Genomic DNA, 12,646 nt, shown 5'->3' on the forward strand with positions numbered 1-12,646 from the left:
ATAAGATGTTAATTAACTGTCACTTCGTCAATAAACATCCAGCATGTATTTCCTTTACCATTATGCCAGTTGGGGCAGGTCCCTGTATTTTTAATCTTAATTTTCAGATAACGGGCATGTATATCCTCTTGTTGGATACTGAATCGCCCGCGAGCATATACCTGGCGCTGCTGTGGCTCATCAATAACCTGCTTAAGGGCTGGTGAGTAGCTTTCTCCATCGGCCGACCAGCTAACTTCTATGTATTCAGGATAGAAGATCCAAGCCTCGGGATGATGCATCGCACCAACCGTAATTTCGTTCGCCGTAATGGTGGTTTCAAAATCAATAACCAGTTCTGCATCATTGCCTTCAAACCCTAGCCAGTAGCCGTCATTATGGAAGCGTGTCCCTGCTTCTCCATCGATAAGTGCAGATGCTCCTTTACCTTTATATTTAGGGTGTGGTGCTTTTGTTAGTTGAATATCTTTACCAATTGCCTTGTGTTTAAATGTTTGGCGCTTAACAGGGATGTCATCTATGCTGGCGTATTCCCATTTCAAATATTCGGCTTTTAAGGCTTCTGCTTTATCGGGGAAGAGGGGCAGAAGATTCTTCATTTCGGTGCTGTCTGTTTTGAGGTTCACCAAAAACAAGAGGTCCTTATCTGGGTCTAGTTGTCCTTTCCCGCTGTTATCCTGCGGGTAGCCCAGTAATTTCCAGTCTCCTTGCCTGATGGCCCAGCTGCCGCCGCTTTTCCAAATAAATTGCTGATGTTGGGACTTGCTGTTTTTGTCGATCACGGTTCGCAGACTTTTCCCTTCCACATCTTTCGGAAGCGATTGGATGTCGCAGTAGTCGGCAATGGTTGGTAGCCAGTCGATGTTGAGCGCCATTTGATTGCGCTGTTGCTGCTGCTTAATTTTTTTGGGATAGCTAATGATAGCGGGTACGCGAATGCCACCTTCGAACAAAGAGAATTTCGAACCGCGGTAGGGGCCGGCGCTGCCACCGCCGCCAAAAGTGCGTGTTTCATTGCTGTGGCCATGGTCCGATTGAAGAATAACGATTGTATTGTCTCTGATTCCCTGCTCTTCAAGTGTGGCCATCAGGTTACCAATGTATTCATCAATGGTTGATACAAAGGCCGCATAATCGCATCGGGGCATTTCTAAATGCTCATAGTGTTGCCGCCATTTTCCTTTTGGCTGAAGCGGGTAGTGTGGCATATTGATGGCGTAGTACATAAAAAAGGGCTTGTTTTTATGTTCTTCAATATACTGCCTGGCTTTATCGGCCATCAGATCACCAAAGTACTGGCCATCGTGCCATACTTCTTCACCGTTTTCCCACAGGTCATGACGGTTGGGGCCGTTCCAGTAGAAGAAGTGGGAGTAGTTATCGATGCAACCGCCCATATGGCCAAAGGAATAGTCAAAACCCTGACCCAAAGGCATGGTTTCGGGTGTGTAGCCAATATGCCACTTACCAATGTGTGCTGTTTGGTAGCCATTGGCTTTCATGATTTCTGCAATGGTTGTTTTCTGGCCGGGCATTCCTTCGTGTCCTTCCTGCGATGAAGCATTGCCGGGCAGACCTGCTTTGTGCGGGTTTTGTCCGGTGAGCATGGAAGCACGCGAGGGCGAACAAACGGGAGCGGCTACGTAAAATTGGTTGAACTGAACTCCCGATTGAGCCAGTGCATCCATGTTCGGCGTGTATAAATCAGTGGCGCCATAACAGTTCATGTCGATGGACCCCTGATCATCTGTCAGGATCAGAATAACGTTGGGGCGCTTATCTTTGCCCGTCGCATAGCTCATTGAAAGGCCGGTGATAAACACCAGTAATAGTAAGACTTGTCGTATCATTTTGTTTTCGAATTGTAAATAAAACAAAGATACTTTTAAGCCAACGGACCAACGATTAGCCTGGGTTCATAAAATGGGAGAGATGTTCACAACCATTTATTCAACATAGATTAACTTGTCTTGCTGTTTTAGGAGCTCCCCAAAACAAACGGGGCTAAAACCATTCTGTTCCAGCAGCTGTTCAACTTCTTCGCATGCCTGTTCTTCAACGGCTAACAATAAACCGCCACTGGTTTGCGGGTCACAAAGGATGTGTCGATAGCTGTCGTCCTTTAATTGTACCTGGTGGCCATAGCTTAACCAGTTGCGGCTGGTGCCACCGGGCATGCAGTTTTGTTCAATGTAGCCCTGGAGCATGGGTAGTTTGGGTACCAGGTCGTACGATAGTCTGGCCGATAGCTGACTGCCTTCACACATTTCGCTTAAATGGCCGATAAGGCTAAAACCAGTCACATCCGTCATGGCTTTGATGCCATTTATATCAGCTAACTGCTGACCTATTTTATTTAGCTGACTCATTAATTGGGGTGCTATGGAGGCGTGTTCATCCTTTAATAAGCCTTTCTTTTGAGCTGTGGATAAGATGCCAACACCGAGGGGTTTGGTCAGGTATAGTTTGCATCCTTGGGTAGCGGTATCGTTCCGCTTAAGTTTAGCAATCTCTACTTGTCCGGTAACGGCCAGTCCAAAAATAGGTTCGGGGCTGTCGATGCTGTGTCCTCCGGCGAGCACAATTCCGGCTTCCTTGCAGGCTTGTCGTCCACCATCCATCACCTGTGAGGCAACCTGCGGCGATAGCTTATTAATTGGCCAGCCTAATATGGCGATGGCGAGCAGTGGTTGTCCTCCCATTGCATAAATATCGCTGATGGCGTTAGCGGCAGCAATTTTCCCAAAGGTAAAAGCATCATCAACTATGGGCATAAAAAAGTCGGTGGTGCTGATTATCGCCGTTCCATTACCCATGTCGTACACGGCTGCGTCATCGCGGCTACTGTTGCCAACCAATAACTTATTGTCAATAACAGGTGTGATGTTGCTTTTTAAGATGTCGGTTAATACCGATGGTGCAATTTTACAACCACATCCGGCACCATGACTATATTGTGTGAGTTTAATTTCTGACAAGTTGCTCATTGACTATTGATATTAAGGTTTCTGCATTTGTAACGGCATCAGTAGTGCGCATTGGGATGAAATGAATATTCGTGGTGGTTCTTTTTTCGATACCTCGTTTATAATACTTATCGTAGTAGCCCAGTGTTAGCACGGCTACTTCATAATAGTTATTGTTATCCAGATGCTGAAGGGCCATTTGGGTTATATCATTCCCCAGTCGCTTTGAGATGCGATAAATGCCTCTCTCTAATAGGGTTTTATCTCCTAACGCATATTCTTTAACCAGCAGTCTGGCCCGCTCTTCGGTGCTAATCTCGATGAAATATAAGGGGGATTGACGCATTTTTTGAAACAGATGCATAGGAATATTTACATCGCCAATATTTGGACTTTCATCTTCGACCCAGATGGGACGGTTAAAGTCAAACTGACGCCATTGCCAATACAAATTGTTTTCAAACTGTTCTGTTGTGGGTTGTTGGTTCATGCCAATATTCCCAAAAGCCGACCCTTTATGCGAGGCAAGGCCTTCCAAATCGAGCACCTGATGTCCCAGTTCGCTTATTTTGTGGAGGATATGAGTTTTTCCGCTGCCTGTGTAACCGCCTAAAATAAGGAGTTGTCCTTTATCAAAATTGTTTTGTGCTTCGTGGCGGTAGGCTTTGTAACCTTTTTCGATTACATATACATTGGCAAAGCCATTATCTTTTAGGTGCTGAGCAAATGCATGGCTACGCATGCCACCGCGCCAGCAGTGAATCACAATATTCTTGTTAGGTGCTACTTTTTCCGATTCGTTTATAAACCATTGTAGTTTCGGGGTAACGTACTGGTAGCCCAGTTCAATAGCTGCCTCTTGCGACTGCTGCTTATAAACAGTTCCAACATGTGCTCTTTCGTCATTACTAAACAGTGGTATATTAATGGCATGGGGGATGTGTCCTTTTTCAAATTCACCCGGGGAGCGAACATCAACTAACGGAACGTGGTTGTATTCACTCAAATATTTAACGATGCTAATATCTTTTGGCATGACGCAAAGTTAATGATTTACTCTATACGTTGTCATTGTTGGATAAAAGATGGTAGCCTGCTAGCCTTTTATCCGCCGCTGCCTGTTTTAAGGTTTGTGTTTGTAATTATTTTTGAAGTGACAATGAAGCACCTGTCAGCAGCCCCAAAGTGCAAACTAAAAGAGGCTGTTGTGAAAAACAGCCTCTACTTAAATTCGCTTTTTAGCTCAAATATTTAGCTCGCCACCGTGCTTTAAAGCTCGAATAGAATTTTTCGCTTTATTCTGGTAGCTTCAACACTTTGTAGTCATCACTTTGTTTCTTTTAACAGCAGGGCTACCAATAAGGCGCGCTCTATTAAGCTGTGTCTGATAATTCGTTCATTGTCCGACGGCAAATACTCGCCAACGGGCCCCAGGCCATCCATAATAGGCAGCGCTTTTTTAATGTGGCAAATATCAGCAGAGCTCCAGCGGTGCTCTTCGCTAATGCGAACATCTATTTGTTTAGCCAACTGGCACACCTTGCTGTAAAGTTGTTTAGTTTGGTCAGATACCGCCATGGCTGGTCGTTTTAGGCCGCCTTCAATTTTCACCTGATATATTTTACTGCGTTTTTGTACGGACAGTATCTTTTTTATCTTTTTCTCAATTTCGTCCAGCACTTCGGGCGTATTATAGCGCACGCTGATACCTGCTGAACCATAGGCATACTTTTTAAAAATGTTGCTTTTGTATTGAATATCAAAGGGTGCAATAATGTTATTGCTGTCGTTTTGCGAAATATCGCTAATGGCTGCCAGTGTTTTGTTAAAGTTCATGGCAGTTAAAGACACGTTTTCGGGGTTGTCTTTTTGGGTCATTTTTGTTTCTAAACGATACATGGCCGAGCCCGAACGTGATAAGATCAGCCCGCCGTTTTTAGAGGCCCCGCTTAATGAAATAACCGATTTAGCCAGTTCGGCCTTTTGCTGAATAATGGACTTGGAGTATTGGCCATCGATGGATGAATCGGTGATGAGCAGGATACCGATGTTTAGTTTTCGGAGGTTTCGGGAGAATTTTAAAGCTTGTAAGGCCGATATTAAAATAGCCAAACCACCTTTGTTTTCCCAAATGCCGGTACCTTCAAGGTACTGTTCCTGCTCATGGAAATTTTCGTGTCGGGCCAGTTTAATCCGGTTATCTAATGGCTGTATAATGAGGTAGTCCACCTCCTGATTAAACGAGTTGGAAAAGTACAGGATATTACCTACCTCGAGCTGCGGATATATCTCCTGTGTAAAGCCCAACTGGCTTAATTCAGCACTAATCAGGCCGGAGCAGTAGTTCACTCCTTCAACATTCCTCACATAGGTATCGGTGTCTACCAGTTTCTTCAGAAGTTTCTCAGTGCGCTGCTGGCGTGTTTTAATAAAGGTACGCATGCGCGATGTTTGATTCTGATGGGAATTGGCCGGTTGGTTATCCGTTTGCGGAAGTGTATTGGTAAAATACCTCACCGAGGCCACATCAAGCATTTTATTTACCAGCGACTCGAAATTGTAGCCTGCCACCTTGGCAGCTGTCGGGTAGGAGCCTGTTTCACCCAGGCTGGCCATGGAGTTTATTTCCAGCAGGTAGATGTTATCGTCCTCATCGAGGCGAATGTCAACACGTGAAAAGTCGCGCAGGTTAAGCGATTTGAAGGCCTCAATGCTCAGTTTTTGCATCTTTTCGGCCAGTTCTTCTGATATATGAGCCGGGCATACTTTCTTTTTGGGTTTATGCTGCTTGTCATCAACTGTTTGAATGGCATCTGGGTCGCCCTCCAGGTCGATTTCGAGTACCGGGAAGGGCTCAACCGGTGAATTGCCAATGAGGCCAACACAAAACTCACGACCACGGATAAATTGTTCGACGAGTGCTTGTTGTCCGAATTCAGCCACAATAAAATGAACGGCTTCCCGAAGGTCTTCCTGGTTATAAACCACTTTTAAACCAAACGAAACACTCTCCATTTTTGGTTTAACAATTACCGGAAACTTCACCGACGACATGTCCTCCTCATGATTGTTAAAGACCCAAAAATCGGGAGTTGGCAGGCCGTTGTTTTTCCAGATAATTTTGGTGAGTACTTTGTCGAGTGCCAGCGCATGGCCTGAAGGGGAGGAGCCGACATAAGGCAAACCAAGCATTTCAAGCAAACTAGGTATGTGTGTGTAGCGCGACTCGCCCTGAATGCCGTATGCCATATTAAATATCATCCCCATTTGCTCTCCTTTGTTCACGCGGGGCATAAAGTTTTCGAGGCGTTCAATTATTTGTTTATTGCCATCGAGTATGGCCACGTTATGTCCGGCTTTTTCAAGACTCTCAGCGACCCTTTTAACGGTTTTTTCATTGTAGAACTCTTTGTTCTGCATGCCAAAGGTGTTAATAACCCCGCTGATGTCTTTATTATATATTAGAGCGACTTTCATGTTAATTATGTTTTTATGATAGAGAATTTACAGGAATGAAACGCACCGGCTTAGCCAGCAAGCGTTTAATATACCATTGGATAATCAAATTTGCAAGGGTGCATCAACATTAGCTTAGTGCTTTGCCCGCTTCTGGTTGGCACACAGTAAGGGATGCATCAATAAGTTTATAAGCCAATAAGAAGCGCGATTGTTATGCGGTTTAGATGATGTTGCATATTTTCAAAAAGTTCTTGACCATCAGCATGCCATCTTCGCCCGATACTTCAGGGTGGGACTGAAACCCATAAATAGGTTTAGAGCGGTGCCTGATAATTTCGTTGGAACAAGTTTCCGATGTGCCCAAACTTTCAAACGAAGCCGGTAGTTCGGACACGTGAAAAGCGTGTCGTTTAACCAGCGATACCTCGGTTTTATTAAGGCCTTCAAATATGGGATCTTCCGGCTTGGTAATGGTAATGATTTCTTTTTTGCCGTGGTATTCAGAGAGTTTCTTTATTCTTCCTCTCTGGCTGACAGCAATAATTTCGTGGCCCAGGCAAAAACCAATAACCGGCACATCAAAGTTCATCAGTGCTACGTAGTTTGAGGTAAGGTTGAGGGGCTCGTAAGGGTTGCCTTTGCCTCCGGATAAAATAATGCCTTTTATTTTGGTTTTAGCAGATAAAGTAATGGGTTGATTATGATCAAAAAAGACATAATCAAAATCTTGCTCTGAAAGAAATTGTCTTTTGAATTTCTTAATGAAAGCACTTTGGTTATCTATGATTAACAGCATCTAGCTAAAAACTAAATTAGACGTAACAAAATATAACTGTAATAAATTATTTGCGAAACTAAAATACGCTAAAAAACCAATACCTAACTGCGCTTTTTAAAGATTTTGTAAAGTTTTTGTCCTGTCCTGAATCGCCTCAGGGCAAGTGTATCTGACTTTGGTGCCCAGGGAGATAAGCGCCGATGTAGAGAAGCTGCTTGCAGCCCGAACTAAAAAAAGCCGCACAAGGCGGCTTTAATAAAGGTATTTTTTGTTGGAACTATTTTGTGTAAACGCGGTTTTCCTGTTCGGCCACACGAATAAAAGTAGTGCGCTTGGTGAGTTCCTTAAGTTGCGCCGCACCAACATAGGTACAGGTACTGCGCACACCGCCTAAAATATCCTGCAGCGTATTTTCAACGGGCCCGCGGTACTCTACCTCAACGGTTTTACCTTCGCTGGCCCGATACTCAGCAACACCACCTGCATGTTTATCCATCGCAGTGGCTGAGCTCATGCCATAAAACTGTTTGTATTTCTTGTCATCTTTTTCAACGAGCATGCCGCCACTTTCGTCGTGCCCTGCCAGCATACCGCCTAGCATTACAAAATCGGCACCGGCACCAAATGCTTTGGCTACATCGCCGGGAACAGAGCAGCCACCATCGCTGATTATCTGTCCGCCTAATCCATGAGCGGCATCGGCACATTCAATAATAGCTGATAATTGTGGGTAGCCAACACCGGTTTTAACCCGGGTTGTACATACTGACCCGGGACCAATTCCTACTTTAATAATGTCGGCACCGGCTAAAAGCAGTTCTTCAACCATTTCACCTGTTACCACATTGCCCGCCATAATAACTTTATTGGGAAACAAGGCCCGGGCTTGCTTTACAAAATCAACAAAATGCTCTGAGTAGCCGTTGGCCACATCGATGCAAATAAATTTAAGATGAGGGTTCGCATTGAAAATGCTGGTTACCTTATCTAAATCATTGGTGCCTGTTCCGGTACTTACCGCAATATAGTCCTCAATATTTTCGGGTGCCGAAGCCAGGTAATTATTCCACTCTTCAATAGTGTAGTGCTTATGAATAGCGGTAAAAAGTTCATTTTCGGCTAGTTTGGTAGCCATCTCAAAAGTTCCGACAGTGTCCATGTTCGCCGCCATTATAGGCACGCCTGTCCATTCAATGGAGGTGTGCAGAAATTTAAATGTGCGTTTCAGGTTGACTTGCGAACGACTTTTTAGTGTTGAACGCTTAGGTCTGAACATGACGTCTTTGAATCCCAACTTAATGTCGTATTCTACTCTCATCTTTCTATTCCTTTTTGATTACGAACAAAGATACATGATTATTCTAAAATAGAAGTCATGTATTGTTCGGCTAACAGATCTAACCTGCAAGCCTATTAATTCCTGCGCTTTAATTAAGTTGCTATTTGGGCTGCAGTAGTCTGATTATTAGTAACTTGACAAGAGGTATTTAGCCGCAGTTTGGCTTTGGTGGATTGAGAAAATATGTTGCAGGTGCGGAGCCAGGAGTGACTTTTTACCTACGACTCTATTTCTTTAAGAATCTTATCCACTTCTTCTTCTGTTTTATGGAGCTTGTCTTTGCAGGTTTTTATCAAGGCACTAACCCGTTTAACTTTGGCCGATAAATCATCAACGTCTAATTCTTCATTTTCAATTTGTTGAAGAATCTCTTCTATTTCGCTAACGGCTTCGTTGTAAGTGAGCTTTTTTTTGGTCATGTCTAATTATTGTTTGCGGTATTGTGCAAAGGTAATGTAAAATAAAAAGTACTGCCTTTCTCCAATTCACTTTCGGCCCATATTGTGCCTTTGTTAATCTCAACAAACTCCTTGCACAGCACCAGTCCAATGCCAGTGCCTTTTTCATTGAGAGTGCCTTTGGTACTAAATGTTGAGTCGACCATAAAAAGTTTCTCGAGGTGTTCTTGTCGGATGCCCACGCCCGAGTCGGCCACCGATACCTCAATCATGTTATTTTTAATGCTGGCCGTAACATAGATAACGCTTCCGATGCGCGAAAACTTGATGGCATTACTAATGAGGTTTCTCAGCACCGTGTTGTAAAGATTCTCATCGGCCCAGGCAATGAGGTTACGTTGGATTTTCGGACTGATAACGATGTCTTTTTCTTCGGCACTCAGGCGCAATAGCGATACGATGTTATGCGTTTGTATGGAAATATCCAGTTGGCTGGGCTGGTATTCGGTGGTGCCCAACTGTGTGCGCGACCATTGCAGCAGGTTTTCAACCAGGCCAAGCAGGCGTTTGGTTGAGTTGTGAATGATGTGTGAATATTCAATTACTTCTTTCGTGTTTTTCGATTCCGCATTAAGCGTAAGTATTTCGGCAAAGCCCATCAGTGAACTAAAAGGGCTCTTCAGATCGTGAGCTATAATGGAGAAAAACTTATCCTTTGTGGCGTTAAGTCGCTTTAGCTCTTCATTTTTCAGCTTGAGTAAGCGCTCTGTTTTTTGGCGACTTCTGTAGCTCAATACCAGTATGATAATCACAATCAATAAAAAAGCGGTAATAATCAGGTAGGTTGTGCGGCTGTTGCGCACCATTTGCAGGCTGGCTGTTTTTGTGATGTTATCCTGTTGGAGAAGAGATATTTGCTCTTCTTTATTAAGCAGTTTATAGACTGCATCCATACGGGCACTGCTAAGCATGGCCTGCTCATCAGTAATGGAGTCTTTTAGTGCGGCATATTTAGTTTTATAATCCAGCGCCTCTCTATAGTTGGCCTGTTGGCTGTGCCATTTGGCAAAGGTATCGTAGCACTTTGCTAAGAGCGCCTTTTCGTTTAATGATGTAGACAGCGCTAATGCCTGATTAAGGTATTCGGCCGATTGGGTGTAGTGTTTATTCACCAATAGTGTTTGTCCCAGGTGCAGATATGTTTCGGCTTTTAATGAGGGGTCGTCAAAGGTGAGCATTAATTTAAGCGCCTTCTCGAAATAGGATATGGCCTTGCTGTATTGTTCACCGGCCTGGTGTGCCCGGCCAATATTGACGTACGAAACAGCTATTTTTGAGCTGTCTCCTTCTTTTTTTTGTATGCGCAAAGAGGTCTGATAGTTTTCGATGGCCTGAAACACATTACCCATGTCAAGGTATACCTCACCTAAGTTATTGTAGCAGCTGCTAATGCCTTTTTTATCGCCTAAACGGGTGTAAATACCAAGTGCCTCCTGATAGTGCCGGATGGCTGTCTCCTTGTTTTTCAAGACACTATTAATATTGCCGATGTTATTGAGCAGAATGGCCCTGTTTTGTGCATCACTGTCCAGCTGGTTGAGTTCCAGGGCTTTTTCAAAGCATATAAGTGCTTCGTTGTATTGGGCCAGGTTGTTTAGAACAACGCCTTTATTGGTAAATCCTTTTCTCAGCAGTGGAGAGCTGTCTATAGTTTCGCCAATGGTTAAAACATGGTCGAAATGCTCAAGTGCCTGAGCGTAATTGCGCAGATACCAGTACATTGCTCCAAGGCTGTTGTGCGTGTTTCCCAGTTTTTCCAGCTCGTTGGTAGATGTAAAAAATGCTTTTGCCCGGTTAAAATGCTCAATGGCCTCCTGGTAATTATTGCTGGCATTGTCTATCCACCCAAGGTATTCCTCAGCAGTTCCTAAACCGGTCTGGTCTTCAATGTGTTCTTCGAATAGCAGCGCTTCTTTCAGGTACTTTTGGGCTTTATCATACAGTTTCTGATCGAAAAGAAGAACGCCCGCTTTTAAATAGATGTCAAACTTGACTGTTGCATCTTGTTCGGGAAAGACTGCCTCTGCAGCTTGTTCGCATAAGCTGATGACCTGCTGTCCTCCTTTGGTATTTTGTGCTTGTTTGATTAGCTGGTAGGCCTTGTTTTGGCTGGCTGTTTCATTGGCTTCAGCAGAGACGGGCACGCATAGTAAGAAGAAAAGGGTCAGTGTTGCAAATTGAATGGTTGTAAGTTTGGCTATCATTGGAGTGCGTTAAAAGCAATAAGTGCTACAAAATATAAAAAGCATGTAAAAAAATGTTATTTTTTGTGACTTATTTTTTCAACACGGCTGATTATTTCTCCTTCATGCAGCTGAGTTCGAAGTTGAGATCCCACGGGGATGTCATCCAGTTTTTTGACAAGCTTGTTTTCCAGATAGGTTAATGAGTAGCCTCGCTTTAAAACTTCGTGCGGGTTGCTCAGCTGAGCAGTTCGTTCGGCCAGTTTTAGTTTTTGCTTTTGATTTTTAATAAAGGCGTTTACCTCCAGCTTAAGGCGGGTTTGCAGAAAATGTTGATGTTGAGTATTGCTGCGCAGCTGCTTTTTTGTGAGGTAATGAACCGACTCTTTGACATGCGAAAAAAAGGAGCTTTGTTTATCAAAATACGAGCGAACGGAAAAATCAAGGCGATGAGCCGTATCGATTTGAAACTGCTTTTTTTTGCCCAGCGCCTGTCTAACGACCGGGTGGAAACGCTGAGCGGCCAATTCCAGGCGGTGAGATTCGTTGTTTACCAGCTGCCTGATTTCTGAAACAAACTGTTCCTGTAAATCCAGCAGATAGGCGTCGAACAGGCCGACGCGCTCAATAATGAATTCGGCCACTGCCGTTGGTGTTTTCAGGCGTGTGTGTGCAACCATGTCAGCCACTGATTCATCGCGTTCGTGGCCAATACCGGTAAGTACCGGAAGGGGAAACTGAGCAATGTTCAGTGCCAAATCATAGCTGTCGAAACACATCAGGTCGGAGCTGGAGCCTCCGCCTCGAATAATAACGACTGCATCAAACAGGTTCTCGTGGGCATATATTTTTTCAAGAGCCGCGATGATGGAATATTCGGCTCCATCCCCTTGCATAATGGCCGGGAATAGTTTGTGGTATATTTTATACCCATCACTATTGGCATCAATCTGGTTCACAAAATCTTCGTAACCTGCTGCTGTAGGCGATGAAATAACTGCCAGGGTTTGTGGTACCTGCGCCAGTTCGAGCTCTTTATTCATTTCCATCACGCCATCTTCTCGCAGCTGCTGAATCACTTCGAGCTTTCTGCGCGCAATGTCACCAAGGGTAAAAGTCGGGTCAATATCTTTGATGTTGAGGCTGTAACCGTAAACCTCCTGAAACTCAACGGTAACCTTGACCAGTATTTTTAGTCCCACGTTCAGCGTTTGCTTAGTCGTTGTTTCAAAATACGGTTTCAGCATCCGGAAGGTAAAGGCCCAGATGGTGGCTCTTGCTTTGGCTTTAATTTGATCTGAATCGCTGTCTTTTTCGATGAGCTCCAGGTAGCAATGCCCGCTTCTCACTGTTCTTATTTCGCTAATTTCAGCAATCACCCAATAGCTTGAAGGAAAGGCCTCTTTTAACTGTGCTTTAATATTGGTGTTGAGTTCAAATAAGCTAAGGTGTTTCTGATGCAT

At 44.1% G+C, this 12,646-nt stretch carries 9 protein-coding genes; all 9 read right to left on the minus strand.

Features of this window, described 5'->3' with window-relative positions; genetic code table 11:
- Window positions 1-8 precede the first annotated feature (8 nt).
- The 9 genes from ACSX1H_RS09555 to xseA all read right to left on the minus strand — a co-directional run bounded on the left by ACSX1H_RS09555 (window position 9) and on the right by xseA (window position 12,646).
- Complete coding sequence (locus tag ACSX1H_RS09555) at window positions 9-1,850, minus strand: sulfatase family protein (protein WP_439183634.1); 1,842 nt, start codon at window positions 1,848-1,850, stop codon at window positions 9-11.
- 96 nt (window positions 1,851-1,946) lie between these two features.
- Window positions 1,947-2,987: a selenide, water dikinase SelD gene (gene selD, locus ACSX1H_RS09560; protein ID WP_439183635.1), complete on the minus strand. Its 1,041-nt coding sequence runs from the start codon at window positions 2,985-2,987 to the stop codon at window positions 1,947-1,949.
- On the minus strand, window positions 2,965-4,002 hold the full coding sequence (gene mnmH, locus ACSX1H_RS09565; protein WP_439183636.1) for a tRNA 2-selenouridine(34) synthase MnmH: 1,038 nt from the start codon (window positions 4,000-4,002) through the stop codon (window positions 2,965-2,967). The genes selD and mnmH overlap by 23 nt, the downstream gene beginning before the upstream one ends.
- Window positions 4,003-4,292: 290 nt before the next feature.
- Entirely contained in the window at window positions 4,293-6,443 is a 2,151-nt protein-coding gene (locus ACSX1H_RS09570) for an ATP-grasp domain-containing protein (RefSeq protein WP_439183637.1), read from the minus strand.
- Window positions 6,444-6,645: 202 nt separating this feature from the next.
- The gene (locus tag ACSX1H_RS09575; RefSeq protein WP_439183638.1) at window positions 6,646-7,221 is read right to left on the minus strand and encodes a glutamine amidotransferase-related protein; all 576 of its coding nucleotides are present in this window, start codon (window positions 7,219-7,221) and stop codon (window positions 6,646-6,648) included.
- Between the two features lie 259 nt (window positions 7,222-7,480).
- Window positions 7,481-8,521, minus strand: coding sequence for a GMP reductase (locus ACSX1H_RS09580; RefSeq protein ID WP_439183639.1), 1,041 nt, complete (start codon window positions 8,519-8,521; stop codon window positions 7,481-7,483).
- 239 nt (window positions 8,522-8,760) lie between these two features.
- Entirely contained in the window at window positions 8,761-8,961 is a 201-nt protein-coding gene (xseB, locus tag ACSX1H_RS09585; RefSeq protein WP_439183640.1) for an exodeoxyribonuclease VII small subunit, read from the minus strand.
- 2 nt (window positions 8,962-8,963) lie between these two features.
- Entirely contained in the window at window positions 8,964-11,204 is a 2,241-nt protein-coding gene (locus tag ACSX1H_RS09590; RefSeq protein WP_439183641.1) for a tetratricopeptide repeat protein, read from the minus strand.
- Window positions 11,205-11,260: 56 nt separating this feature from the next.
- On the minus strand, window positions 11,261-12,646 hold the full coding sequence (xseA, locus tag ACSX1H_RS09595; protein WP_439183642.1) for an exodeoxyribonuclease VII large subunit: 1,386 nt from the start codon (window positions 12,644-12,646) through the stop codon (window positions 11,261-11,263).

Origin of the sequence: Carboxylicivirga taeanensis (assembly GCF_051851475.1) — a bacterium.
Lineage (GTDB): Bacteria > Bacteroidota > Bacteroidia > Bacteroidales > Marinilabiliaceae > Carboxylicivirga > Carboxylicivirga taeanensis.

Bases quoted from the DNA above. Each gene is read 5' to 3' on its own strand.
- ACSX1H_RS09555 (WP_439183634.1), bottom strand. From the start codon at position 1,850: ATGATACGACAAGTCTTACTATTACTGGTGTTTATCACCGGCCTTTCA.
- selD (WP_439183635.1), bottom strand. From the start codon at position 2,987: ATGAGCAACTTGTCAGAAATTAAACTCACACAATATAGTCATGGTGCC.
- mnmH (WP_439183636.1), bottom strand. From the start codon at position 4,002: ATGCCAAAAGATATTAGCATCGTTAAATATTTGAGTGAATACAACCAC.
- ACSX1H_RS09570 (WP_439183637.1), bottom strand. From the start codon at position 6,443: ATGAAAGTCGCTCTAATATATAATAAAGACATCAGCGGGGTTATTAAC.
- ACSX1H_RS09575 (WP_439183638.1), bottom strand. From the start codon at position 7,221: ATGCTGTTAATCATAGATAACCAAAGTGCTTTCATTAAGAAATTCAAA.
- ACSX1H_RS09580 (WP_439183639.1), bottom strand. From the start codon at position 8,521: ATGAGAGTAGAATACGACATTAAGTTGGGATTCAAAGACGTCATGTTC.
- xseB (WP_439183640.1), bottom strand. From the start codon at position 8,961: ATGACCAAAAAAAAGCTCACTTACAACGAAGCCGTTAGCGAAATAGAA.
- ACSX1H_RS09590 (WP_439183641.1), bottom strand. From the start codon at position 11,204: ATGATAGCCAAACTTACAACCATTCAATTTGCAACACTGACCCTTTTC.
- xseA (WP_439183642.1), bottom strand. From the start codon at position 12,646: ATGCATCAGAAACACCTTAGCTTATTTGAACTCAACACCAATATTAAA.